The following is a 26643-nucleotide window of genomic DNA, read 5'->3' as shown; positions in this document are numbered from 1 at the left end:
TTAACCTCTATTCTGCAGTCTTTTTGTCTAAGTCTGTCATGTATTCACGTGTCATTGGCATTGCTGTACCACTAGGTCCATTTGTCAAAAGAAATTGAATAACATCAATATTGCCACTTTCAAACGAAGCAGCACATGCTTGTAGATACAAGTCCCACATACGAACAAATCTTTCACCGTACATTTTATCAACTTGATCTACAACTTTATTAAAGTTACGATCCCAAATTTCAACAGTCTTTTGATAATGACGACGAAGTGGTTCTAAGTCATCAATTTGAAGACCTGCGTCTAAAATATGACCAACATTTTCTTTAACATCAGGAATATAGCCACCTGGGAAGATATACTTAACTAGCCAAGCATCTACACCGACACCATAGTGTTGACCAGTAATACCATGAATTAGAGCATTACCATTTGGTTTCAAAACATTCTTAACTGTTTCAAAGTAACCAGGTAGATTATCTTTACCAACGTGTTCAAACATACCAACAGAAACGACATGATCGAATTTTTCATTAACTTCACGATAGTCTTCAAGCATAACTTCCATTTGATCACTCAAATTTTCATCTTGAATCTTTTGATTTACATAATTGTATTGCTCTTGACTTAATGTAACACCTTTTGCCTTCAAACCATACTCTTTAGCAGCAGTGAACATCATTGTTCCCCAACCACAACCGATATCAAGAATTGTTTCACCAGGTTTAGTGTTTAACTTATTCAAAATATGACGTACTTTGTTCATTTGGGCTTGTTCCAAAGTATCCTCTGGAGTTCTGAAATAAGCACATGAATATGTCATAGTCTTATCAAGCCATAATTTGTAGAAATCATTACCAATATCATAATGTTCTTGAATTTCTTTTTTGTTACCTTCCTCTGAGTGATTAAACTTAGGAATGTATTTTTTCAACTTTAAACTGGACATAAAACTATCAGATTGAGTGTAAGCAGAAGTGATCAATTTTTGGATTGAACCTTCAATTTCAATTTTCTTGTCCATATATGCTTCACCTAAAGTTAGGGTAGCATGTTTTACAACTTCAGAAATAGGAACTTTGTCATTAAACTTAATAGTTATATCAGACTTTCCTTCTGGTCCATAATTCTTTTCTTTCCCGTCCCAAAAAACAACCTTAATAGGAATAGTAAATGAACGTGAAAATATTTCGTCATAAATCTTTTTATCTAACATAACATCCTCCAAAAAAGTAGATATATTAATTGTAAATCAAATTGTGAAAAAATATAAACTAAAACTACTGATTTTCAGAAACATATTAATAAAAATGTCTCAAATACAGCGATTCTATACCTATTTCAGTTTTTAAATGGCCCTTGCCCCAATTAAACTAGATTCTATTTCAATAAAAAAGTGTCCGTACTGACCTATATTGGAATCTTTCCAATCATTGATCAATATGAACACTTATTATTAGTTTGAACTTGAATACTATTTCTTTAAATTAATTTTTGACTTTTAACACATTTAAATACGTTTTTTAAAAATAGCTGGAACGAAGAACAATAGTGCGGCTCCCAAATATGATAGCCAAGAATTCTTCTTATTTCCTGTTTGTGGAAGACTTCCTACTTCTTTCTTTACCACATTGTTTAATACATTGGCAGTACTATTTTCGCTATTCTCGTCGGAATTTAACGAGACAAGTGTATTTTCAGAGTTACTTGTTTCATTCGAATCGCCATGATTCTCAGAATCGATTGATTCCTCAGGGTTGACTGGTTCTTCTGGGTTACTTGGCTCTTCAGGATTACCTGGTTCTTCTGGGTTACTTGGCTCTTCAGGATTACCTGGTTCTTCTGAGTTACCTGGCTCTTCAGGATTACCTGCTTCCTCTGGATTACTTGGTTCTTCAGGATTACCCGGTTCCTCTGGATTGCCTGGTTCTTCGGGATTACCTGGTTCTTCAGGATTGCCTGGTTCTTCAGGATTACTTGGTTCCTCTGGATTGCCTGGTTCCTCTGGATTACCTGGTTCTTCAGGATTACTTGGTTCTTCTGGGTTACTTGGTTCTTCAGGATTGCCTGGTTCTTCTGGGTTACTTGGTTCTTCCTTATCCTTTGCATAATAAACAGTATATTCATGATCAGCATTAGTCTTTTCAGGGTCAGTAACTTTATCCTCAACGCTATCCAAGTTATCAGGATCAACCTCATTCTTATCAACTAAAACAACGTGATAACCAGCAATCTCTGGATTTGGTACTTCTGAAAATTGTGGTACACCGCTACTAATCAAGGCTCTTGAAAGTTTTGATCCAACGTAGTACCAACTATCAGTATCAGTCACTGGTCCATCAGCATTATTATGGTAAAGTTGTGCAGATCTATCATTTGCGCTTCCACTAACAAAGATGATTGATGGGGAAACATAATCCGCATGCAAAGTATCATTTGTTCCAATTTCTACATAATGAATTGTTTCTCTAACTGTATGTGCCCCATAACTGATTCCTGAAGGTGTTGGTACATAAACATAGATGATTGTTCCATTATCACCTATCTCATTTAGAGTTCCCTTACTTGGCAAACTAACTTCACGATTATTTTTTGCATAAATGGTTGCTGGCAGATTAAGTCCAGCCAAACTTATTTCTGGTTTAGAACCGTTTAAACCAATATAAGTATAATTTGGAATATTCTCTTTTGTAGATGAATATTCATTGCCTTGACTAGCTCCGTTAGGATAGGTCAAAGTAGTATCATCAACTATATCTTCACCCGTAAAGTAATCAATATGTCTTACTTTAACCAGGGCATCAGTATCTTTTACATAATAAACTGTATAGTCTCGATCTTTGCCGCCAAATTCAGTCAACTTAGCTTCAACGTTTTCCAAATCAGTTTGGTCTTGAACTTTATAAATCTTGTAACCATCAATTTCAGGATTCTTAACTTCATTAAAGATACCAGTATTACTGATGTTCCAATTTTTAGGATCTTTCAAACTTCCGTTATTGCCATTGTGATAAAAAGTAACTGTTTTATCACCCTTAGTTGCTTGAACAAAAGTAATCTTATTTGCTACATGATCGGTAGCTACTGGTTCATTAGTATCATAGTCAACATAATGGATTGTTTCGTTGACAGTACTTGTCTTGACACTATCCAAAGTTGGTAGATAAACATAAATAACAGTTCCGTTATCACCCTTAGTTAAGGTTCCTGCGGCGGGAATACTCTTTTCCTCATTTTTAACATTGATAGGAAGTGTCATCGTCTGTCCATTTAAGTTTACAGTTACACTAGATCCATTCAATCCAATATATTTATAACCTGAAATATCCATTGAATTTGATGTGTAATTTTCTCCTGAATGAGCGCCATTTGGATACGTTAAAGTATTATCTGGCACGATATCTTTGCCTGTAAAGTAATCAATATGTCTAACATTGACTAAAGCATCAACATCCCTTGCATAGTAAACCGTATATTCTTGGTCAGCACCTTGATAGTTTGTTGATTTCATTTCAACTTTGTTCAAATCAGAATTAGCATCATTTCTAACAACATGATAACCTGTAATTTCTGGATTCTTAACTTCTTTGAAATTAGCATTTTGATCGTCTGCATTATGCCAAGCATTAGGATCATCCACTGATAAGCCATCATTTTCATTATGGTACATCACTACCGATTTACCATTTCGAGTTACTTGAACAAATACAATTGGATCAGCCTGATAATCACTGGCTAATGGTAGATTTGTTCTTTCTTCTACATAATGAATTGTCTCATTAACGGGAGATTTGATAATTTGAAAATCTGTTGGAACATACACATAAGTTACAGTCCCGTTGTCGCCCTTTATTAAATCACCACTAGCAGGCAAACTAGACTCTACGCCCTTAACATTAATAGGAATTTTTGTTCCTTTAACGTCTATAGTTTGACCATTCAAAGCCACATATTTATATCCAGTAATATTCATTGGGTTAGTAGTATAAGTGCTGCCAACAATTGCTCCATTTGAATAAGTCAGAGTATTATCAGTTGCAATATCTTTTCCAGTGAAATAATCAATATGACGAACTTGAACTGAAGCATCGTTATCCTTTACATAATAAACAGTAATTTCTTTATCCTTATCGCCAAAGAAAGTTCCTTTGGATTCAACTGCTGTCAAATCAGCTTGTGAAACACCATTTTCTTCAACACTTTGAATTTTATAACCATCAATTGCTGGGTTTACAACTTCTTCAAACGAGCCATTATTACTTACACTCCAAGTAGTTTGGTCTGTACTAGATCCATCCTTATCGTTATGATAGAGCGTGATTGTCTTACCGGCTTTAGTTCCTTTAACAAAAGTGATTTCTGGTGCCTTATAATCTGTAGCAATCGTTTCACCAGTGTCCGCATCAACGTAATGAATTGTTTCGTTTACATTACTCTGTTTAATAGCATTATTAACATCAATTTTATCAGGGATTGGCATATAAACATAAACTACAGTTCCGTTGTTTCCTTCTTGTTGCATCTCTCCCATAGCAGGAATGCTATTCTCAACAGCTTTGCCCGTTTCTTTATCAATTACCTTAATAGGAAGGGAGACACTTTGTCCTTGAGCAGTTATTGTTGCTGTTGTTCCATTTAGTCCCACATAATAATATCCAGGAATATCCTTAACAGCTGTTTGATAAGTCCCTCCAACGGAGGCACCATTAGGGTAGCTGACTGTGTCTTCAACCAAATCCTTACCTGTAAAGTAATCAATATGTCTAACATTTACTGATGCAGCCTTAGTGAACTCCAAACTGTCCAGTCTAAATTGATGCTTATTCTTATTGCCACCAGTTGATGAAGTAACACTCAAGGCTAATGAATCACCATAAGATGTGGGCACTGCGCTATTCCATACTAAGGTACCTTTACTATTATCAGCATAACTAATTTTTATTTCCCGATTGTCGGCTGTATACGCAATTGTAAAGTCATGAAATTTGTTGTCCAAATCACTAGCACTTAAAGCCTTAACAGATTTGGCATTAGTTTCAGCCCACCATCTTTGAGCCGGTTTTTTATTTTTGGCAATGATGTTTTGATTGGATGTTGTCACGAAAGCACCAAATTGAGTCGAGTTGGTCGGATCGGCAGCCCAACCAAAATCATTTGAATTATTGTAATCTATCTCTGCATTATTTTGGGAACTATTAGGTGCCTGATAGTTATTATGATAAGTATCAAGTTTGAATCCAAGGGCATTTTGCAAACCACCAATACCCATATTGCCACCAGCATTACCGAGATCACCGGTATTCCCGTTATGGAAAGCAAAGCCCATTCCATCGGCTCCACCTTTACTTTGCGTTTTATTTCCTAGATTGACTCCACCTTTAAGAGTAAAGTCTTGGCTCAAATCAATTTTTTCATTTAGTGTGAAATTACCAATTTTATTATTTTGGTCAGGTGTTAACGTAACAACTCCTGATTTTTGATCATAGGTAGCAGTCCCATTAGTTGTGAAATAATCATTGAAATTATCCTTATTTACATTCGTAACTTGATTGTTGCCATCAGCTTTAGTTACCGGTGTTGCTTGTGGTTTGGAAACTGAAGCATCTGATACATTATTATCATTTTCCTGTTCTGATGCATCAACATTTTGTGTCGTACTATTTGCTGATGTAGCTGCTTTTAACTGTGTTTCCTCAGGTACTTGCTTTTCCGTAGTTTTTGTATCGGAATTTAGTGCAGTTGTTGCAGGTTTATCTGAAATTACTGTAGATGCTGCTTTGGTCGCAACGCTACTTGTAGTACTATTCGTAGCACTATTTTGTAATTGAGAGACCTCTGTAGAATCATTATCAACGTCAGAAGCTTTAACGATCTGAGTATTAATAACTAACCCAGCCCCAACGGTTAAAGCTGTTACACAAGTCAATAGTGAATTCTTAAGTAGTCGGTCTCGTACATAGATTTTTTTCATAATTTCCCCCAATATTACTTCATCTAAAACCGACTTGAGTATAACAATGGTTAATAAATTTGTGAATAATATTCTCACAAATATTATTATTTAATTTTAATAAATTATTCATTTATATTTTTATTTTAATAACATCAAATTATGTAATAAATTAACGTCTTTTTTGGATTTTACAAAAAAACACTCAGCATCCTATACAGGAATACTGAGTGTTTTTTTTATTATTCAAGGAAATCTTTTAATTGTTTTGATCTAGAAGGATGACGTAGTTTTCTCAAAGCTTTGGCTTCAATTTGACGAATTCTCTCACGAGTAACACCAAATACTTTACCAACTTCTTCAAGAGTTCTTGTACGACCATCGTCCAAACCAAAACGTAAACGTAAAACGTTCTCTTCACGATCTGTCAAAGTATCTAGAACATTCTCTAGTTGTTCCTTCAATAGTTCGTAAGAAGCGTGATCTTCAGGACTTGTAGCATCAGAATCTTCAATAAAGTCACCTAGATGTGAATCATCCTCTTCACCAATAGGTGTTTCCAAAGAAACTGGTTCTTGAGCAATCTTCAAAATATCACGAACTTTACCAGTAGGCATATCCATTTCGGCACCAATTTCTTCAGGAAGTGGTTCACGACCTAAATCTTGAAGCAATTGACGCTGAATTCTGATCAACTTATTAATAGTTTCGACCATATGAACTGGGATACGAATTGTTCTGGCTTGATCGGCAATAGCACGCGTAATAGCCTGTCTAATCCACCATGTTGCATAAGTAGAGAATTTGAATCCTAATCTGTAATCAAATTTTTCAACAGCCTTCATTAGACCCATGTTACCTTCTTGAATCAAATCCAAGAATTGCATTCCACGACCAACATATCTCTTAGCAATGGAAACAACCAAACGAAGGTTAGCTTCAGCCAAAGCTTGTTTAGCTTCTTCGTCACCTTGTTCGATCTTCAAAGCAAGATCAACTTCTTGTTGAGCGTTAAGCAAAGGAACACGACCAATTTCCTTCAAATACATACGTACAGGATCATTAACCTTGATATCAGTTGGAGCTGTTGTATCGTTCTTCTTACTCTTCTTTTCTTCGCTCTTTTCCTTAAGAAGTGCAAGCTTACTTGGATTACCCTTGTCATCAACAACACCGATACCAACATCTTCCAATTCACTGATGAAGTTATTTAGAGCTTCACCCTTCAACTTGTAAGGTTTGATAATCTTTTCTTGTAAGTCATCTTCGGTAATCTTACCAGTTTTCTTAAGATCCTTGATGAGCTTCTTTGTAGCAGTTTTTAATTCTTTTGATACTGTTGTTTTCTTTGTTGCCATATATTATATTCCTCCAGTATGCTTAATTGCTAAGAATTCTTCTAACCTCAATCAATTGCTTAGTTAAATCTAACTGCAATTTATTGTCACCGACCATCGCCGCCTTTTTAAGTTGTTCATTAATTTCTTTAATCTGCTCTTCCAAACTGGAATTCTTAATATTGCCGATATAATCCTCAATTTCTTGATCATTATATTCTTCCGGCATATTCATCATTTCCAAATCAGCTAACAAATTCTTATCATCATTATCCAAAACATTCATGAAATCAGAAATATTGATTTCTTCTTCCGTATCGTCTGAATCGACATAAGATAACAAACTATCAAAAATACGTTGATAACTCTGATGGATAAATTTGAATCCATCACCTTTAAGATTGATACGAACTTCAGGATAATTAATTGCCCAATATAGTAGGTAGCGCTCTGATTTCTCCAAACGATCATACTTGGGCTTAACACTTGAAGTTACTTTCTCTAAAGCTCTCTGTTGAACATCTTTATAATTGTTGGCTGGCTCCTTAATTGCTTGTTGTCGACGCAAGGCATCCAATTCCTTATTGATTGCCTCTTTGGAAACACCCATTTCGTCAGCAACCCGACCAACATACATATCGATTTCAACCGGTGATTGCAACTTAACTATCTCATGCAAAGATTGGTTTAAAAACTCTAACTGATCATGTTCGTTATTTAGATTATAGTTACGTTTAAAGTAATTCAGAATAAACGAAATCGGTGTCTGTACACCATTATTAGTTAAATTCTGAAACTTCTCATTACCCTCACTACGGATAAACTCATCCGGATCCTTCTTATCAGGAATACTGATAACACCGTAGGTGAAACGATCATCATTCATCTGGGTCAAAGCTCGATAAGTAGCCTCAACTCCTGGATCATCACCATCGTAACAAACATTAATTTGATTAGTTAAACGACTTAAAGTATATAACTGATCATCCGTCAAACTAGTACCCATTGAAGCCACACCATTGGTGACACCAGCTTTATAGGCACTAATGACATCCATGAATCCTTCAAATAAAATCACATTACTTTTTTCACGAATCTCTTTTTTGGCATTGTTCAAATTGAACAACGTTTTCCCTTTATTAAAGATCGGCGTTTCCGGACTATTCAGATACTTAGCTGTCGAGGCAGTTTTATCTAAAATACGGCCAGAAAAGGCAATGATATTTCCAGATTCATCAGTAATAGGAATCATTACTCGATCACGAAATCGATCAAATAATTGTCCCTCTTGATTCTCAGCAAACAATCCTGATTTTCTCAAGATATCTTCACTGACATCCCGTCCCTTAAAGAATTGCAATAAGAGATCGTTATTATTTGGAGCATAACCGATATTAAAAGTTTGGATTAAATCTTCACCCAAATCACGATTATTCAAATACTTCAAAGCTTGTGTACCATTTTCCGTTTTTAGTAAAATGTGGCTGTACAATTTAGCGGCATCAGCATACATCTTAAGCAAAACGTGACTATCAGAATTCTGATATGGCGTACTTGCTTGGTACTGATCGGGTACAGAAATGTTTCCCATTTGAGCGACTTCAATTATAGCTTCCGGGAAAGTCTTATTCTCAATTTCCATAATGAACTTAAAAACATTCCCACCACGACCACAACTGAAACAATGAAAAATTTGTTTGTCCTCCGCTACAGAGAATGAAGGAGTTCTTTCTTCATGAAACGGGCAAAGTCCAAACAAATTTTTACCGGATTTTTTCAGCTGTACATACTTACTAATCACATCAACAATATTAGTCTTTGAAGTAACCTCATCGATGAATTCCTGAGGAATTCGTGTTGCCATAGCATACACCTCCTCACAGAATATTTATAAGACAGGCACACAATTTAACACATCCATTTCAAGAAAACAAACATGTTGAACTGCTCACTAACGACCTAGGAATAAAAAAGTGCTCCCACAAAAAAGTGCAAACTGGGACCACTAGTCGCTTGTCAACTATTTATTATACACGGTTTGGTATAAATGTCACGTGATTAACCTATTTAATATGATAATCATTTTTTGTAGAAAAATTTCAAATAAAAAAATCACGCCACCAAAGACATGATTATTAATTTTGATTTCTATATATGAGTTCTTCTTTTAGAAGGTTTCTACCTAATGCTTTTCTATTTTCTATTCTTCTTAACTTTCTATTTCGTGCGCGTATCCGACTTCTTTTACCTAAGGACTTAGGACCAAGCCGTACAAGTACTAATCTATCTGGAACAGAAAGTTTATTTTTATCCGGTGCAATCATTGCATATCCAGTAGCCTCTGATCCGGTCATTTCAGTAATAACGTTTCTTTGCTTTTCAAAATTTTGAGATAAATTTGAATCAACAATATCTATATTATCTTCTACAAATTTTTCTAAATCAGTATTTTCTATTTCATTTATGATTTGTTTTTCATTTTCATTCCATCTCATAATAAATTACACCTCCTCAATTTAATCTATTATTTCATAATACATGGAACTCTTTTTTATTACTTCGTTGTCTTTAATACATAGTTCCGCTGAATTTGGAAGTCCCGTTATATAAATATTGACATCTGTCAGGTTATTTTGACTTAATTTATATATTCCTTGAATTTTATCTACTTTTTTATTTTTTACAAGCCAGATTATAAACAAATCCAAAATTGCTCCGTCAAGTTTTGATGCAAATCCATCATTATTATACTTGGATCGTAATGTTTTTATTACCTGAGATGTTTTAGACCAAAACGCTCTGAAAATTTTGATTGTATTAATATCCGTAAAATCTAAAATATAGTCATTTGATTCTATTTCAAAGCCTAGAACTGCAAGTCTTTCCTTAGTCCAACTGTTTCTTCTTTTGGTGAATAAAACTGCACTAATATAATCATCCACAAAACAATAAATTCCTAATCCTAAAGACCCAGGATTATAATTCTTACGACCAATTATATTATTCTTACCTGGAATTTTACCTAATAAAAAGCCATTTTTCATAATTCTTTTTGCATTACCAAATGTTGTTCCATGATAGCATCTTTCTATATTCATTTGCAAAAACCAACCATTATTCAATTTAATATTTTCAAAATAACATTTGACTATTATTTGAACAACAAAAGAAGGCAAATTTTTTAATAAATAAAGTTTCATACATATATTAATTAATTCTAAAAAAAGCTCCCAATATTCCAACGAATATTGAGAGCTTAATTTTTTATATAAAACTATTTTGTAACGATCTTAGAAAGGTCACCAAGCTTAGCAATCAAATTGTTAGCAATAACTAATTGTGTCAAACGGTTATTCTTAACTTTTTCATCTTTAGCCATAATCATATTCTCATCGAAGTATGAATCAATTGTTGGACGTAGAGCTGCCAATTGTTTGAATAAATCCTCAGCATTCTCGTCACTAACTTCAGCAACTTGTTCTTTTAACTTAGCTTCTGATGGATTTTCAAACAATGAATCATCAACTGTCAAATCGTCTGAATAGCCAAACTTAGCTTTCTTAGATAAGTTAACAATTCTACCCAATGCTTCCATGACAACTTTGAAGTCATCATCAGAAATATGATTTTGTAGCACTTTGGCAACGTCAATCATAGCAATCGGATCTACATTTGAACCACCAGCAACAGCATCAATAATATCTCCACGAACATCTTGTTGTTTCAATAGTTGACGTACACGATCGATCATGAAGTCATCAATATCTTTTTCATGTTTGCTTAGGTCTAATTTAGCAGGAACTGTTAAGTTAGCTTTTAAGTAATCTTGAAGGTCATTCAAGTTCAATGACCATTGATATTGATTAAGAATTCTAACGATACCATAAGCTTGACGACGCAATGCGTATGGATCATTTGAACCACTAGGAATTAAATCAACTGCATAGAAAGTAACTAACGAATCTAATTTATCAGCAATGGCTAAGGCTGCACCAACTTTACTTGCAGGCACTTCACCTTCAGCTGAAATAGGCATGTAGTGTTCACGAACAGCATGAGCAACAGCTTCTGTTTCGCCCATAATTTCAGCATACTTTTCACCCATAACACCTTGTAGTTCTGGGAATTCATCAACCATGTTTGTTACTAGGTCAAATTTATAAATGTCACTGGCACGTAGCAAATCTTTAGTTTCATTTTCATCTAGTTTGAATAATTTAGCCAAATGTTCTGCAATTTGGTGAACACGAGCCATTTTTTCATACATTGTACCGATTTTAACGTGGAAGTTAACTGACTTAAGTTTTTCAACATAATCAGCAATTGTCTTCTTTTGATCTTCTTTAAAGAAGAAATCAGCGTCTTCTAGACGAGCAACAAGAACTTTTTCATTACCACGAATAACATTTTCAATATGTTCTGTATTACCATTTCTAACACCGATAAAGTAAGGAGCCAATTTTCCACTTTGGTCACGTACATAGAAGTATCTTTGGTTATCCTTCATTGAAGTGATTAGAACTTCTTCAGGAATTTCCAAATATTTCTTATCGAATGAGCCGTAGAAAGTTGTTGGGAATTCAACTAGATTATTAACTTCTTCCAATAGATCAGCATCAACATCAATATCCCAGTTATTGTCTGTAGCAATTTTACTAATTTGGTCAGAAATAATTTGTTTACGTTCTTTAGCATCAACTATAACAAATTGTGATTTTAATTTTTCAACATAGTTCTTAGCGTCATCGATTTCAACATCTTCACCCAAGAATCTGTGTCCACGAGTCATACGTCCAGAAGTAATATCAAGAATCTTAACTGGTACTTCTTCTGTATCAAGTAGAGATACCAACCAGTGAATTGGACGGATATATTCGAAATCATATGAACCCCAACGCATTCTTGTAGGGAATGTGATAGCTTTAATAACTTCATCCATATGGCTCAATACATCTTCAACTTTTTGACCATCTTCATGTTTTTGAATATAGGCGTATTCAACACCCTTTAATTCTTCAAAAAAGATATCATCTGGTGTCATGCCTTGTCCACGAGCGAACCCTTGTGCAGCCTTTGTCCAATTACCATCAGCATCTTGGGCAATTTTCTTAGATGGACCCTTAGCTTTGACATCGATATCAGTTTGTTTATCAGCAATACCTTTAACTAGGATTGTCAATCTTCTAGGAGTAGAAAATTTTTCAATTGAATCAAAAGAAATACGATTTTCTTTAAGGAATTTCTCTGCCCTTTGAGCAAATTGATTAACACTCTTAGTTACAACATGGGCTGGCATTTCTTCCAATCCAATTTCTAATAAGTAATTTTTAGTCATTTTCGTTCTCCTTTGCTTGACTGTTTGCTAGAAGTGGGAAGCCACGTTTCTTTCTTTCCTCAACAAAGGCTTTAGCAACCTTATGAGCCATCTTTCTAATACGTGATAAGAAAGCAGCACGTTCAGTAACAGAAACAGCACCACGAGCATCTAACAAGTTAAATGTATGTGAACACTTCAAGATGTAATCATAAGCCGGGTGAACCAAACCTAGATCCATCAAACGGTTAGCTTCTTTTTCATATTCATCAAAAAATTTGAAAAGCATATCTTGATTACTTTCTTCAAATGAATATTTTGAATGTTCATATTCTGGTTCTTTAAAGATATCACCGTACAAAACACCGTCGCCCCATTCAAGATCATAAACAGAGTTTACATCTTGGATGTATGATGCTAGACGTTCAACACCATAAGTGATTTCACTAGTTGTTGGATGACATTGAAGTCCACCGACTTGTTGGAAGTATGTAAATTGAGAAACTTCCATACCATCAAGCCAAACTTCCCAACCAACACCGGCACAACCCATTGATGGGTTTTCCCAGTTATCCTCAACGAAACGAATATCATGTTCTAGTGGTTCAATACCTAAAGCACGTAATGAATCCAAATAATACTCTTGAATGTTTTCTGGAGCTGGTTTCATAACTACTTGGAATTGATGATGTTGGTATAAACGGTTAGGGTTTTCACCATAACGACCATCAGCTGGACGTCTTGATGGTTCAACGTAGGCAGCATTCCATGGTTCTGGTCCAATTGCACGTAAAAATGTGTATGGACTCATTGTTCCGGCACCTTTTTCTGTATCATATGCTTGCATTAACATGCAGCCCTTACTACCCCAAAATTTTTGAAGAGTAAGAATCATATCTTGTATATTTAACTTCTTAACCATGTTTTCTCCCTTCAGGCAAAACACAAAAAAATCCCTTGCAGTGTACACTTAGGCACTCTCTGCAAGGGACGATTATTCGCGGTTCCACCCTAATTCAGGACAAAGTCCTGCTCTTTTATATTCAAATGAAAATTATACGCCATAAATCTTAGTCAGGGCTTCCACCATCCCCTGTCGCTGTTTTCACATTTACAAATATAACCATTTTCATAAAGATTGTCAATTGGCTAAAAGCGCCAACGCTTCATTTTATCGATAAAAGTTTTACTTTTAGGATAATATCCAACTGTCCCCAAATAAATAGCATCAATCGCATGTTGGATCAAATCTTTATTATTTTCTTTAATTTCAATTTTACCAACTTGATCTAAATTGATTTTACTGAACAAACGTAGAAAACAAATGATTCGTTTTGGAATATGCAAACGATGAATATCGTTATCAAAGTGATTTGAACAAATTAATCCACCTAAAAGGACGGAAAAATCAAAGACACCTTCAGTTTCACCGCCAACCACACAAGCATCCATATTGGGTTTAACTCCAAAAGCATCCAACAATTTCATTTGCATGATATTGACAATGATCTGCGCATCATAGCCATTATCAATGTACAGCAGAGCTTTAAAGAGTTCTCGATACCAATTATCTGGTACAGGATCATCAATAAAAGCTTCATGATACAAGTCAAATAGAAAAGTAGCGTAGGCGTTCAATTCAATGTCTTGTACGATCTCATCAAATTGTTTGATATTACTAGCTGAATTCAAATATGACAAACCATCATCTCGAACTACACCTGAGTATTCACCATACGAAAAGGTAATCACTGAACCTGATATTTTTGATTTAGAGTTTTGCGTACTACGAACCAAAAAAGTTCTAAACCCGTATTCTTTCGTCAGAATTGTGACCAAAGCATCCCGTTCTTTATAACGTTGACGTCGTACAACAATTCCGAAGAAATTAGTTGCCGTTTGATGCATTAATTATTCAAGTCCTTCAATGAATAGCCAGCACTAGCTAAAAAGGCTGGATCATCACGCCAATTTTTCTTAACACGTACCCAAAGTTTCAAATTGATCTTCTCACCTAACAAATGTTCAATCTTAATACGTGAACCAATACCGATATTCTTCAACATAGAACCGCCACGTCCAATAACAATAGGTTTTTGACTATCACGTTCAACATAAATATAAGCCTCAATTTGAAGTTTACCGGCAGCACTACGTTGATTCATCGATTCAACTACAACCGCAATTGAATGAGGAATTTCATCACGTGTATCTTCCAAAATCTTTTCACGAATCAATTCGCCAACAATAAAGTATTCTGGGTGATCAGTGATTTGGTCATCAGCATAATATTGTGGTCCAACTGGCAAAGCCTTTGTCAAAGAATCAATCAAATCATCAACATTGTTACCATTAGTTGCGGAAATTGGAATAACTTCAGCAAAATCCATCAAATCTTTGTATTCGTCGATTTGTGGCATCATTTCATCAGGATTGATCAAATCAATCTTGTTTAGAATCAAGAAAACTGGAGCCTTAACTTTCTTTAATTCTTCGATGATAAATTTATCTCCAGGACCGGCTTGTTCTCCAGCTTCTGTCATGAATAGTACAGCATCAACTTCTTTAAGAGCTGAAATGGCAGCCTTATCCATGTATTGATCCAAGTCATTATGTGGCTTGTGAATTCCTGGTGTATCCAAGAAAATAATCTGACGTTCATCATCAGTAAAAATCCCTTGAATCTTATTACGTGTTGTTTGTGCTTTAGGTGATGTAATAGCAATTTGTTCTTTAATAATACGATTCATAAATGTTGATTTACCAACATTTGGACGTCCAATAATTGCTACAAAACCCGATTTATAATTTTTATTATCCATATTAATTCATATCCTCATCACTGAATGCTAGTGGCAAAATTTCTTTGAAAGTATATTTCTTACAGTCATTACGATTATTAGCTAAGAAAACAATATCATCTGGTCCCATAAATTCACTCATCACTTGACGACAAGCTCCACAGGGTTTTGATATCTCTTTGGTCCCATTAGTGATTACGATTGCCTTAGCCTTCTTAGCACCTTCAGAAACAGCCTTAAAGATAGCTGTCCTTTCAGCACAATTAGTTAAACCAAATGAAGCATTTTCGATGTTAACACCAGAATAGATTTTGTCGTTATCACAAAGAATTGCTGCGCCAACCTGATAATGAGAATAAGGAGCATAAGCATTTTGCATAGCCTTATCAGCAACATCAAATAGCTGTTGTTCGTTAATTTCCACTAGTTTCAGTCTCCTTTTTGTATTTCTACTATGTTTATAATACAAGAGATTAGGCAAACTAAAAAGTAAAAGCTCACTTATTTTTTCAAAAATAAGAGCAGGCAATCAAAATACGATTACCTGCTCTCAATTTTATTTTTCTAAACCGTAAGCACCCAAAATCTTTTCTTGTAAACCAATCATGACTTTCTCGTCTTCTTTCTTGATATGGTCATAGCCATTCAAGTGAAGAATTCCATGCACAATTGTATAACCCAATTCACGATCAAATGAATGTTCATAGTCTTTAGCGTGTTCCGCTACAATCTCAGTACTAATAAACAAATCACCTAAATCAACTGGTAAATCAGGAATTTGATTTTCTAGATAGTCTAGTGAATCCTCACCATCATTAATGGCAAAACTAATAACATCAGTCGCACGATCAACATTACGATACTCTTTATTAATATCATGAATACCATCTTTAGTTACAAAATGAATTGATAGTTGTGTATTTTCCTTTAATTCCAATTGATTAAAAGTAAATTGAACAATATCTTTCACCCAATTTTCTCTATCTTTGTCGATCAAATTATCATCATTAAAAATTTCTAAGTCCATAATAATTCCCCAATATTATTTTTCTTTTTTATCTGAATCCTCATAAGCGTCAATAATTTCAGCAACAACTGGATGTCTAACAACATCAGCTGATGTGAAGTTAACAAATTCAATATGTGGCAAATTCTTCAAAACTGATTGTGCTTGGATCAAACCACTACGAGTATGACCAGGTAGATCAATTTGAGAAATATCACCATTTACAATCATTTTAGAATCAAACCCTAAACGTGTTAAGAACATTTTCATCTGTTCTCTAGTAGTATTTTGAGCTTCATCCAAAATAACAAATGATTCATCCAGTGTACGGCCTCTCATATAAGCCAATGGTGCAACTTCAATCACACCTCTTTCAAGCAAGCGACTAGTGTGGTCAGACCCTAGAATGGCATACAAGGCATCGTAGATAGGTCTCATGTATGGATCAACCTTTTCTTTAAGATCACCTGGTAAAAATCCTAAGCTCTCTCCGGCTTCGACAGCGGGTCTAGTAAGGATGATTCTTTGAACTTTACCTTGTTTCAAGGCTGCCACAGCCATAACAACGGCTAAATAAGTTTTACCAGTACCAGCAGGTCCAATACCAAAGGTAATGTCATTGTGATTAATGGCATTGACATACTGTCTCTGACCAAAATTACGTACACGAACTGGCTTGCCACTGAAATCTTTGATCAACTCATCTTTATATAAGTCGCCAAAATAATCCAGCGTACCACGTTCGTCCATCTTTAGACCGCTTACAACATCAGCTGACCCTAGAGTCACACCACTGTTGACTAATTCCATGAATTTATTTAAAAGATTAACGGCATGCTTAACATTGTCCTCTGCACCCGTAACATCTAATCGATCGCCAAAGGCATGGATTTCAACACTTAATCCTTCTTCAATTAAATGTAAGTTGCTATCATTTACGCCAAAAAGACTGATTGCGTTTTGAGGATTCTTAATTTGAATGCTTTCTTTACTTTGTTCAACTTTTTCTGTCAATAAAAACGAACCTCCATCTTACTTTGAATGATATCACAAAGCTGAATTTTTTTGACAAAAAAAAGGTTAAAACAATTTAAATTGTTTTAACCTTAAAAGAAACTATTAACGACGTTTCTTGTTGCGCTTGCGAGCAGCCTCTGACTTTAACTTTCTCTTGACACTTGGCTTTTCGTAAAACTCACGTTTTCTATATTCTTGAAGTGTACCACTCTTTGAAACAGAACGTTTGAATCGACGAAGAGCATCATCAAGCGACTCGTTTTCACGAACGACGGTTTTTGCCATATGATAATCCCTCCTTCCGCATTCTAACGTAACTGTCTATTGCTCTTGCAGTTCATATGTTATTATAACAAAAAGAAGATAATGTTCAAATATTTTTTTAAATTTTTTTGGAGGAATTTATTATGAAAGAGAAATTAAACGTCTTCGTTCTATCTGATGGTGTCGGTGAAACGGCTCTGAGAGTTGCTAAAGCGGCATTTGCGCAATTCCCCAACATGGATACAACTTACACTAAATATCCATTCGTAAAAAATAATCCGCAGCTAGAAAACATCCTAAATTTAGCAAAAAAGAAGCAAGCGGTCATTTTACACACAATTGTCTCAACCGAAATTTGTAATGTCATCAATGAATTTTGTCAGGATAATCATATAGTTTATTATGATATTCTAAATCCAATCATTGGTACTTTCTCTCAAATGGTTCATCAAAAACCCTTGCGTAAAAAAGGACTCTTACATGAATTGGATAAAGATTATTTTGACATGATCTCCGCTATGGAATTTACTGTAACTAATGATGACGGTCAGAATCCTAAAGGTTTCTTAGAAGCTGACTTAGTTCTTCTAGGTATCTCCAGAACCTCTAAAACACCCCTATCACTCTATCTCGCTAATAAAAACATCAAGGTAGCTAATTTACCTATAGGTCCCTCATTAGCCATCCCAGACGAACTATGGGCCGTTGATTCACATAAGATAGTTGGATTAACTAATGATATGAATGTTTTGCAAAAAATTCGTCGTCAAAGAATGATTGCTTACGGCTTAGATGCCAACACTACTTATTCTGAAGAAGACGAAATTCAAAAAGAATTAGACTACTCAAATAAAATTTACGAAAAATTGGGCTGTCCTGTGATCAATGTAGCCGATCGTTCAATTGAGGAAACCGCTGCTATTATCATGGAACAATTAAATTTTAATGGATATAAGAAGAGCTAACTCAAATGAGTTAGCTTTTTTAATTGTTCTGAATTAATTTCTCTTTCATTTCTGGATCAAATCTACCCGCACGAAGCATTTCAATCTCTGGCTTGAAAGGTGCGATTCCCTTTTTATCATTCTCATCTTTTTTTACATAAGGTGTTTCCATGATTTTAGGGACACTTTCCAGTTGTGGATGATGAGCTACATAATTCAAGGCATCGAAACCAATTGTTCCAAAGCCAATGTCTTCATGACGGTCTTTATGAGAACCACGTTCATTCTTAGAATCATTTAAATGAATCACTGACAACTTGTCCAAACCGATAATATGATCGAATTCATTCAAAACACCATCAAAATCATTTTTAATGTCGTATCCGGCATCACTCATGTGACAAGTATCCATTGTGACGGACAACTTATCATTTTGAACACAATTATCAAAAATTTGTGCAATTTGTTCGAAACTAGTACCGACCTCTGTTCCTTTGCCGGCCATTGTTTCAATTGCTATGGAAACTTTTTGATTAGGGTCAATTGCTTCGTTCAAAGCTTGTCCAATTTGTTTAAGCGCAATATTCGGACCTTGTTTCAAATGTGCTCCCGGATGAAAACTCAATGCCTCAATACCTAAAGCATCAGCACGTTTTATTTCATCGTGCATAAAGGAAATTCCAAATTTAAGATTTTCCGGTTTTACCGTATTACCTAAATTAATAATATATGGGGCATGACCAATAATGTGATCAATTCCATAAAGTTTTAATAAACGTTGACCTTCTGGAATATTCATTTCTGAAATATCCTTACGACGCGTGTTCTGCGGTGCACCGGTAAAAATCATCATTGCATTAGCATCGTAACTATGTGCTTCTCTAGCAGAACCCGCTAGCATTTTAGGTGCCTTCATGGCAACATGTGAACCAATTATCATTTAAATTTCTCCCTCTTTAACAAATCAAACAAGTTAGATTCTATACCTTATTGTTCCCACATTAAAACACAAGCACTGAACCTAACACAAAAAATAATATTTTAAGACGATTCTATACTATGTGTACCAGGCATAAAAAGTAATAACATTAAAAATGTTTCAGTTGAGGATTTCAGATTCAACGAAATAGAACATCATCGTAAGTTAAAGAACCAAAGATACTCAATTACTGACATAAAGGTCTTAAACACTACTCGTAAGGGTCCAATCTAAGATTGTCGAATAATTACCGTTCAATGCATACTTATCATTATTCATATTTAGTAAAACACCATGATACTCATCCCATTTCAAATCATTGGTTCCCACACCAATTTTTCCATCATAAACTTCGGTTGGTTCTGATGAAAGGACATTATCATTATCATTACCATTACCCTTAAAGATCAGTACATTATTTAAAGTATTTGTGTTATCAGAAATATCTGTCAGAGGCCTTTCCATTGAAACTGATAAAGATGCCTGCATAGCTTCTTCTGGATAATTATCATTCATGATCTCTATAGAAAATTCATTCGTCTTTCGATGAACTAAGCCTGAATAGCTTGAAACACTTCCGAACTCTATGTCAGGCACCTTCAAAGATACGTCAATTTTAGGTTGTTGTTGCCAAACATAAGTTACGGCAGGACTTCCAGGTGAAGAGAATTTCTTCATAATTGCCTCATTAGTTATCAAATCACCGACTGGTACATGATCAGTACCCCCATTTACTTTATCTACCTCTTGCCATCTATCACTATCTGCTTTACAAGATGTACCCGGAATAGCCGTTCCTGAAACAGGTGCAGGGATTCCTGATGACGTCCGTAATACAACTTTTGGACCTAGTTCTATTTTCCAAAGGGAAGTGTCATTAGTAAAAATGTTATCAACATTACTATTTTCAGTTTCATTAGTTGAAACAGCATCGGCAACCGTGGCTGCTTTAATAGTATCGAAATTTGAAAGATCCAATGTTTCCAAACTGGTCATCGAATTAAACATAGAATTAAAATTTTTTGCATTAGAAGTATCCCAATTCTCTATTGGCAAATCCGTTAATGTTTTTGCGTTATAAAAGGTTTTGGAAAAATTTGTAACTTTTGAAACATCCCAATTTTGCAAAGGAATTGTTTTTGCACCACTAAATCCTGAAAACATTGAACTCATACTGGTCAATGAACTGGTATTCCAATTTTTTAAAAAATCAATATCAAATATTTCTGCGTCAGCAAACATATTATCCATTGATGTTACTTTGGAAGTATCCCAGTCGGCGATATTAAATTCACTAGTATCACTAAGATTGGTCCCTTTGAACATATAATTCATGCTAGTTACCGAGCTGGTATCAAAATCTCCAATTACCTTCTTTAAATTACTTGCACCGATAAAAAGATAATCCATTGACTTAATACTAGATGTATCATATTTAGACAAATCAATAGTCTTAAAACTCGTAAAACTAAACATTCCTGCCATGTTTGTAACCTTGTCGGTTACCAATGTTTGATACCCTTTTAAATTATCCTCATTCAATAAACGAGAGTTATAAAACATATACCCTACATTGGAAAGACTATTTGTTTTCCATTTAGAAATATCGAGTCCCGTTAAATTAGAATTTCCCGAAAACATATAACTCATATCTTTGACATTAGAAACATCCCAATTTTCAAGAAAAGATAAATCAGTCTCTTTAGTATTACTAAACATACTACTCATACTAGTTACTTTTGATGTATTCCAATCAGCAATATTCTTCACTTTATCAATGTTATTATCACCTGAAAACATACCATTCATTTTGGTTACACTGGAAATATCCCAATTGCTTAAATCTAATGAATCAAAAACTGTATTTCTAAACAAATAATTCATTGTATTTACTTTTGAAACATTCCAGTTTTTAATCTCATTGGAATCGCTCTTTGTGAAATCAACACCAGAAAAAGTATAATTTAAGTTTATTACATTAGAAGTATCAAACTTAGATATATCCATACTAGTCAGTGACTTATCATTTATAAATAAATAGCTTATATCTGTACATTTTGAAGTATTCCAAGTATTCAAACCACTGATTTGAATTAGATTAGAGTCATTTCTAAAAAATGCTTTCAAGGTAGTAGCGTTAGAAACATCCAAATTTGTAACGTCAATAGTTTTAACATTAGTCAATCCCGAGAAGGGCCCATAATCCCCACTTGTACCTAAAATACTGACCCCTTTATCAACAGAAACACTAGTAATTGAACTAGCATACGAAATCCAACTTCCTTGACCATCTGCTAAAACTCCAGCATGAATTGTTAATTTACCATCACTATCAATATCCCACGTACAAGTACCATCTTTACCACTACTAACAATAGTAGTCGTTAACGGTGTGAATAATAAAGAAGTCGTACTTTTGTTAGTCGTAAAATCATTATTTATAGTCATCATTTTCTGAATGCCTATTGTGGTATCCGCCTTAACTGTTTGATTACTTTTTAAAAAAATTGCCGCCATAAAAAAAGTACTAATTAACACAAAAAACAATCGATAATTTACATTATAAATATTTATTTTCTTCCCAAAATAAAACATACAAATATCAATCCTTTCGTCATCAGAAGTATACAACATAAAGAATTATTTAATATCTCTTTTATAAAACATTTTGTAAGTGGCAAATATTTTATAAATTCCATTTTTATGTAGAAAATTTTCTACAAACAAAAATTTGTATTGTATATTGATATATCAAGGATAGTTGTGACAATATTGTTTAATTAATAAAATATTTATTCTTAATCAATCTTTTTTTTAATTACAATGACAAGTAAAAAAGCATTTTTAATACTAAAATCAATCAATATTATGAAATTAACAGCAAATATAAAGAATTATTCTTAAGTCATACAGTCAAACATGAAGCAACTAATTTCGACAAAAAAAGAACAAAACCAAACGGTTTTGTCCTTTTTAATATATATGAGCCTGATAAAATCGTCCCATAACCTTGACAGTATCCGTGACACTGACAAACGCATGTGGATCCGAATTAATCATCGCGGTCTCTAAATCATGTAACTCAGCACGTGAGATAACTGTAAACAGAATTGTTTTCTCTTCATGTTTATAGGCGCCCTCGGCATCATGCACAATCGTAATACCACGTCTCATTTCATTTTGAATCTGTGTAATAACATTCTTAGGTTTGGAAGTAACAATCATAACCTGAAGTTTCTGATCCTTGTTATAAATCATATCAATAACTTGACCATTGATAAAGATACTGACCGCACTATACAAAGCGTGCACCCAACCAAATAAGAAGCCAGCACAGGCAACGATAAAGATATTAAACATAATATTAATCGTTCCCACACTCTTACCAGTTTTCTTACGCAAAATGATTCCTAAAATATCAATTCCACCAGTTGAAATACCATTTCTTAATGCCATCCCTGTACCAAATCCATTAGCTACAGCACCAAAAATTGCACACACCAACGGATCAGCAGTGATTTTGATTGGAGGCAACAAATGCATCATCGTACTGGCCAAAGCAACCGCAATCACTGTAAAAACAGTAAACTTGTGATCAATTTTTCGCCAAGATAACACAAACAGTGGCGCATTCAATGCAAAATACATTACCGCTGTCGATAAATTAAATGGCAGCCAACGATGTGAAATTGTTGAAATCAGCTGAGCGGCACCAGTTACACCGGAACCATAAATTCCCCCCGGTGTCCAAAACATGTTAACCGCAACTGATACAGCAATTGAATATAAAAATGCTACTGAAACTTTGGATAAGTATTGATGTCTTTCGATCAACTTATCTAATTCACCCATACTAAAAGTTCTCCTAATTGTCTTAAGTTACCTAAACATATTAGCACAAATGATCAGAATTTTAGATTTATTTACGATGTTTTTTAATAAATTCCCCACGACCGCCGCTTTCTTCAAGTTCGTATCTTAGAGGATTCTTCTTGTAAAAGTCTTGGTGGTAGTCTTCAGCGTCATAAAATGGCTTAGCGGGAAGAATTTGAGTAACGATAGGATCATCAAATTCTCCAGACTTAGCTAAGTCCTCTTTAGATTTTTCAGCAATGGCTTTTTGTTCTTCATTAGCGTAATAAATTACTGGGCGGTAGTTATCGCCACGATCCTGAAATTGACCCATAGCGTCAGTTGGATCAGCGACTTGCCAGTAAGTTTCAACTAATTGTTGGTAAGAAATAACATCAGCGTCATAAGTTATCTTAACAGCCTCTGTATGCCCTGTGGTACCAGTACATACTTGTTCGTAGGTTGGATTAGCGACGTGACCGCCAGTATAACCAGAAATAACAGAAATAATACCAGGTTGTTGATCAAAGGGACTGACCATACACCAGAAACAGCCTCCAGCAAAAATTGCGGTTTCTTCTTTCATTTATTCTGCATCTCCCTCTTCAACGTATTTCTTATAATCTGAGTATCCTTTTTCATCCATCTCATCATATGGAACAAACTTCAAGGCTGCAGAATTAATACAATATCTCAATCCACCTAATTCTTGTGGACCATCAGTGAAAACATGTCCTAAATGAGAATCAGCATTTTCACTTCTTACTTCAGTTCTTTCTCTACTCAATCTTGTATCGCGTTTTTCCTTTAACTTAGCGATTGGTTCACTGAATGAAGGCCAACCACAACCAGCATCATACTTCTTAGCTGATGAAAACAAAGGTTCACCACTTGTGATATCAACGTAGATTCCTTTTTGATAAAAATCATCATACTTGCCACTAAAAGGACGTTCTGTTGCTGCATTTTGGGTTACATCTAATTCCTCACTAGATAAACCTTCTAAATTTTTCTTATACTCTGCCATAAAAAACACTCCTTCTCTATTACTACAGGTTCCAGTATAAACATCAGAAATATTAAATCTACAAATATGCTCAAAAACATACTCCCGCAATCGGTTAGTTTGTTAAATTGCACACAATTTAAATAGTTTTCTAATATTGTTCTAAGTTTACAACAATAAACTATTATATTGCAATGGAATATTCAGATATAAAAATACTTTAGAAAACATTCTCTCATCCGCGGACTTTACAATTTATTTATGAAAACAGAAATACTTTTAGTCAAAACAAATAACCGCAATAATAATCTAAATTGATTATTACCACGGTTATTTTGATGTTTTTAGAGAACCATTGTTCCATTTTCAATTGTGGAAACGAGCTACGAAAGGGTAACTCCCTTGCTTCGCTCTCTAGTCTTTTTTACTTACTTCAATACCTAAGTCATCCAATTGTTGTTTTGCAACTTCAAGTGGAGCGTGTGTCATTGGTTCTGTAGCATTTGAGTTCTTAGGGAACGCAATAACATCTCTGATGTTATCCTTACCTGAAAGAAGCATAGCAAATCTATCCAAACCAATAGCCAAACCACCATGTGGTGGACAACCATATTGCAAGGCATCTAGTAGGAAGCCAAATTGTTCATAAGCTTTTTCTTTGGTGAAGTTCAAGGCTTTAAGCATCTTCTCTTGAATCTTGTAATCGTGAATACGGATTGATCCACCACCAAGCTCATAACCATTCAAGACAATATCATAACTTTGAGCATAGGCTTTATGAGGATCTTCACCATCGTTTAGATAATGAACATCTTCTTCATTTGGCATTGTGAATGGATGGTGAGCGGCAGTCCAACGTTGAATTCCTTCGTCATATTCGAATAATGGCCAGTTAACAACCCAGATAAAGGCAAATTCATTTGGATCATATAAGTGTTGTTCCTTGGCAATAGCTTTTCTCAAGTAACCTAAAGCGTCAGCAACAACTTTCTTCTTATCAGCAACAAATAGTACTAAGTCATTATTTTCAAGGCCTAGACGGTCAACAAGAGCATCTTTGTGATCCTTAATAAACTTAGATACACCACCAGTCATATCATCGTCATTGTACTTGAACCATGCAAGTCCCTTAGCACCAAAACGTTTGATATATTCTTGATAGCTTTCAATATTCTTACGTGAATACTTGTCAGCAGCATCTTTAACAACAATAGCTTTAACTTGACCACCATTATCAATAGTATTCTTGAAGACTTTGAATTCTGTATCTTTCAAAACATCATTCAAATTTTGTAGTTCCATACCAAAACGAACATCGGGCTTATCTGAACCATAACGGTCCATAGCATCGTCCCAGTCAATTCTTGGGAATGGAGTCTTAACTTCAATACCCTTTTCATCCTTCATAACACGGGCAATAAGTCCTTCAGTAACAGTTTGAATTTCTTTCTTGTTCATGAATGAAGTTTCAATATCAATTTGTGTAAATTCTGGTTGACGATCACCACGAAGGTCCTCATCACGGAAACAATGAGCCAATTGGAAGTAACGGTCAAAGCCACCGACCATCAATAATTGTTTGAACAATTGTGGTGATTGTGGAAGTGCAAAGAAACGTCCAGGGTAAACACGTGAAGGAACAAGGTAATCACGAGCACCTTCTGGTGTTGATGGTGTTAGATTTGGTGTTTCGATATCAATAAAACCATTTTCATATAGGTATTCATTAACTGAATGCTTGATTTGAGCACGAGTTCTGATTGCCTTTTGCATTTCAGGTCTACGTAAATCAAGATAACGATACTTTAATTTAGTTTCTTCAGATGAGTCGATACCATCTTTGATTTCAAATGGTGGTGTCAATGATTTGTTAAGAATTTCAACTTTTTCAACGACAACTTCAACTTTACCGGTTGTCATATCATCATTTGTAGCACCTTCACCACGAAGTCTAACTGTACCGATAACATTGATAACATATTCTGATCTCAATGTTTCAGCTACATCAAGTACATCTTGATGATCTGTATTAAATACTAATTGAACAATCCCCTTATAATCTCTTAGGTCAACGAAAACTAGTCCACCTAAATCACGGCGACGTTGAACCCAACCGTCTAGAGAAACTTTTTGACCAACATACTTTTCAGTAATGTTGCCACAATAATCTGTTCTTTCTTCCATG

21 protein-coding genes are annotated in these 26643 nt (G+C 34.7%); 1 reads left to right on the top strand and 20 read right to left on the bottom strand.

Annotation, left to right across the window (positions count from 1 at the left end; translation table 11 throughout):
- Positions 1-7 precede the first annotated feature (7 nt).
- The 14 genes from LKACC16343_RS01000 to rpsU form a co-directional block, all read right to left on the bottom strand.
- The gene (locus LKACC16343_RS01000) at positions 8-1204 is read right to left on the bottom strand and encodes an SAM-dependent methyltransferase (protein WP_056952629.1); all 1197 of its coding nucleotides are present in this window, start codon (positions 1202-1204) and stop codon (positions 8-10) included.
- 294 nt (positions 1205-1498) lie between these two features.
- Positions 1499-5959, bottom strand: coding sequence for a lectin-like domain-containing protein (locus tag LKACC16343_RS00995; RefSeq protein ID WP_056952631.1), 4461 nt, complete (start codon positions 5957-5959; stop codon positions 1499-1501).
- A gap of 221 nt (positions 5960-6180) precedes the next feature.
- Positions 6181-7296, bottom strand: a complete 1116-nt coding sequence (gene rpoD, locus LKACC16343_RS00990) for an RNA polymerase sigma factor RpoD (RefSeq protein WP_056952633.1) — start codon at positions 7294-7296, stop codon at positions 6181-6183.
- A 22-nt stretch (positions 7297-7318) separates the two neighbouring features.
- Positions 7319-9139 carry a DNA primase gene (gene dnaG, locus LKACC16343_RS00985; protein ID WP_056952635.1) on the bottom strand — a complete coding sequence of 607 codons (1821 nt, stop codon included), beginning with the start codon at positions 9137-9139 and terminating at the stop codon, positions 7319-7321.
- 271 nt (positions 9140-9410) lie between these two features.
- Complete coding sequence (locus LKACC16343_RS00980; protein ID WP_056952636.1) at positions 9411-9770, bottom strand: hypothetical protein; 360 nt, start codon at positions 9768-9770, stop codon at positions 9411-9413.
- Positions 9771-9791: 21 nt separating this feature from the next.
- Entirely contained in the window at positions 9792-10373 is a 582-nt protein-coding gene (locus LKACC16343_RS00975; protein ID WP_156638753.1) for a hypothetical protein, read from the bottom strand.
- Positions 10374-10549: 176 nt separating this feature from the next.
- A complete protein-coding gene (glyS, locus tag LKACC16343_RS00970; RefSeq protein WP_056952640.1) occupies positions 10550-12610 on the bottom strand; it encodes a glycine--tRNA ligase subunit beta in 2061 nt (686 codons plus the stop codon).
- A complete protein-coding gene (gene glyQ / locus LKACC16343_RS00965; RefSeq protein ID WP_034544297.1) occupies positions 12603-13511 on the bottom strand; it encodes a glycine--tRNA ligase subunit alpha in 909 nt (302 codons plus the stop codon). Before glyQ ends, glyS begins: the two co-directional genes overlap by 8 nt.
- Positions 13512-13738: 227 nt before the next feature.
- Positions 13739-14497: a DNA repair protein RecO gene (recO, locus tag LKACC16343_RS00960; protein ID WP_056952642.1), complete on the bottom strand. Its 759-nt coding sequence runs from the start codon at positions 14495-14497 to the stop codon at positions 13739-13741.
- Positions 14497-15411, bottom strand: a complete 915-nt coding sequence (gene era / locus LKACC16343_RS00955; RefSeq protein ID WP_056952644.1) for a GTPase Era — start codon at positions 15409-15411, stop codon at positions 14497-14499. The genes recO and era overlap by 1 nt, the downstream gene beginning before the upstream one ends.
- A gap of 1 nt (position 15412) precedes the next feature.
- Complete coding sequence (locus LKACC16343_RS00950) at positions 15413-15871, bottom strand: cytidine deaminase (RefSeq protein WP_476728487.1); 459 nt, start codon at positions 15869-15871, stop codon at positions 15413-15415.
- Between the two features lie 75 nt (positions 15872-15946).
- A complete protein-coding gene (ybeY, locus tag LKACC16343_RS00945; RefSeq protein WP_054642139.1) occupies positions 15947-16417 on the bottom strand; it encodes an rRNA maturation RNase YbeY in 471 nt (156 codons plus the stop codon).
- Positions 16418-16432: 15 nt separating this feature from the next.
- Positions 16433-17410 (bottom strand): PhoH family protein, encoded by a 978-nt coding sequence (locus tag LKACC16343_RS00940; protein WP_056952646.1) that lies wholly within the window; start codon positions 17408-17410, stop codon positions 16433-16435.
- Positions 17411-17515: 105 nt separating this feature from the next.
- Positions 17516-17698, bottom strand: a complete 183-nt coding sequence (rpsU, locus tag LKACC16343_RS00935; RefSeq protein ID WP_010019742.1) for a 30S ribosomal protein S21 — start codon at positions 17696-17698, stop codon at positions 17516-17518.
- Positions 17699-17820: 122 nt separating this feature from the next.
- Between rpsU and LKACC16343_RS00930 the strand changes: the two genes are divergently transcribed.
- Entirely contained in the window at positions 17821-18642 is an 822-nt protein-coding gene (locus tag LKACC16343_RS00930) for a pyruvate, water dikinase regulatory protein (RefSeq protein WP_056952648.1), read from the top strand.
- 19 nt (positions 18643-18661) lie between these two features.
- Here the strand turns inward: LKACC16343_RS00930 and LKACC16343_RS00925 are convergent, their stop codons facing one another.
- From LKACC16343_RS00925 to aspS, 6 genes are all read right to left on the bottom strand, one after another.
- The gene (locus tag LKACC16343_RS00925; RefSeq protein ID WP_056952650.1) at positions 18662-19561 is read right to left on the bottom strand and encodes a deoxyribonuclease IV; all 900 of its coding nucleotides are present in this window, start codon (positions 19559-19561) and stop codon (positions 18662-18664) included.
- Positions 19562-19804: 243 nt separating this feature from the next.
- Complete coding sequence (locus tag LKACC16343_RS00920) at positions 19805-22051, bottom strand: BspA family leucine-rich repeat surface protein (protein WP_158106695.1); 2247 nt, start codon at positions 22049-22051, stop codon at positions 19805-19807.
- Positions 22052-22573: 522 nt separating this feature from the next.
- Positions 22574-23452, bottom strand: coding sequence for a YitT family protein (locus LKACC16343_RS00915; protein ID WP_025086126.1), 879 nt, complete (start codon positions 23450-23452; stop codon positions 22574-22576).
- Positions 23453-23519: 67 nt separating this feature from the next.
- Positions 23520-24038: a peptide-methionine (S)-S-oxide reductase MsrA gene (gene msrA, locus LKACC16343_RS00910; RefSeq protein ID WP_056952654.1), complete on the bottom strand. Its 519-nt coding sequence runs from the start codon at positions 24036-24038 to the stop codon at positions 23520-23522.
- Complete coding sequence (gene msrB, locus LKACC16343_RS00905; RefSeq protein ID WP_056952655.1) at positions 24039-24479, bottom strand: peptide-methionine (R)-S-oxide reductase MsrB; 441 nt, start codon at positions 24477-24479, stop codon at positions 24039-24041.
- Between the two features lie 393 nt (positions 24480-24872).
- Positions 24873-26642, bottom strand: a complete 1770-nt coding sequence (aspS, locus tag LKACC16343_RS00900; protein ID WP_056952657.1) for an aspartate--tRNA ligase — start codon at positions 26640-26642, stop codon at positions 24873-24875.
- Between the last annotated feature and the right edge of the window lies 1 nt (position 26643).

It is taken from the genome of Companilactobacillus bobalius (genome assembly GCF_002179915.1).
Classification (GTDB): domain Bacteria; phylum Bacillota; class Bacilli; order Lactobacillales; family Lactobacillaceae; genus Companilactobacillus; species Companilactobacillus bobalius.
This window is presented reverse-complemented; position numbering and strand designations above follow the sequence as displayed.

What these genes read in the sequence shown, in the direction of transcription:
- LKACC16343_RS01000 (WP_056952629.1), bottom strand. Translation starts at nt 1,204, where the DNA reads ATGTTAGATAAAAAGATTTATGACGAAATATTTTCACGTTCATTTACT.
- LKACC16343_RS00995 (WP_056952631.1), bottom strand. Translation starts at nt 5,959, where the DNA reads ATGAAAAAAATCTATGTACGAGACCGACTACTTAAGAATTCACTATTG.
- rpoD (WP_056952633.1), bottom strand. Translation starts at nt 7,296, where the DNA reads ATGGCAACAAAGAAAACAACAGTATCAAAAGAATTAAAAACTGCTACA.
- dnaG (WP_056952635.1), bottom strand. Translation starts at nt 9,139, where the DNA reads ATGGCAACACGAATTCCTCAGGAATTCATCGATGAGGTTACTTCAAAG.
- LKACC16343_RS00980 (WP_056952636.1), bottom strand. Translation starts at nt 9,770, where the DNA reads ATGAGATGGAATGAAAATGAAAAACAAATCATAAATGAAATAGAAAAT.
- LKACC16343_RS00975 (WP_156638753.1), bottom strand. Translation starts at nt 10,373, where the DNA reads ATGAATATAGAAAGATGCTATCATGGAACAACATTTGGTAATGCAAAA.
- glyS (WP_056952640.1), bottom strand. Translation starts at nt 12,610, where the DNA reads ATGACTAAAAATTACTTATTAGAAATTGGATTGGAAGAAATGCCAGCC.
- glyQ (WP_034544297.1), bottom strand. Translation starts at nt 13,511, where the DNA reads ATGGTTAAGAAGTTAAATATACAAGATATGATTCTTACTCTTCAAAAA.
- recO (WP_056952642.1), bottom strand. Translation starts at nt 14,497, where the DNA reads ATGCATCAAACGGCAACTAATTTCTTCGGAATTGTTGTACGACGTCAA.
- era (WP_056952644.1), bottom strand. Translation starts at nt 15,411, where the DNA reads ATGGATAATAAAAATTATAAATCGGGTTTTGTAGCAATTATTGGACGT.
- ybeY (WP_054642139.1), bottom strand. Translation starts at nt 16,417, where the DNA reads ATGGACTTAGAAATTTTTAATGATGATAATTTGATCGACAAAGATAGA.
- rpsU (WP_010019742.1), bottom strand. Translation starts at nt 17,698, where the DNA reads ATGGCAAAAACCGTCGTTCGTGAAAACGAGTCGCTTGATGATGCTCTT.
- LKACC16343_RS00930 (WP_056952648.1), top strand. Translation starts at nt 17,821, where the DNA reads ATGAAAGAGAAATTAAACGTCTTCGTTCTATCTGATGGTGTCGGTGAA.
- LKACC16343_RS00925 (WP_056952650.1), bottom strand. Translation starts at nt 19,561, where the DNA reads ATGATAATTGGTTCACATGTTGCCATGAAGGCACCTAAAATGCTAGCG.
- LKACC16343_RS00920 (WP_158106695.1), bottom strand. Translation starts at nt 22,051, where the DNA reads ATGATGACTATAAATAATGATTTTACGACTAACAAAAGTACGACTTCT.
- LKACC16343_RS00915 (WP_025086126.1), bottom strand. Translation starts at nt 23,452, where the DNA reads ATGGGTGAATTAGATAAGTTGATCGAAAGACATCAATACTTATCCAAA.
- msrA (WP_056952654.1), bottom strand. Translation starts at nt 24,038, where the DNA reads ATGAAAGAAGAAACCGCAATTTTTGCTGGAGGCTGTTTCTGGTGTATG.
- msrB (WP_056952655.1), bottom strand. Translation starts at nt 24,479, where the DNA reads ATGGCAGAGTATAAGAAAAATTTAGAAGGTTTATCTAGTGAGGAATTA.
- aspS (WP_056952657.1), bottom strand. Translation starts at nt 26,642, where the DNA reads ATGGAAGAAAGAACAGATTATTGTGGCAACATTACTGAAAAGTATGTT.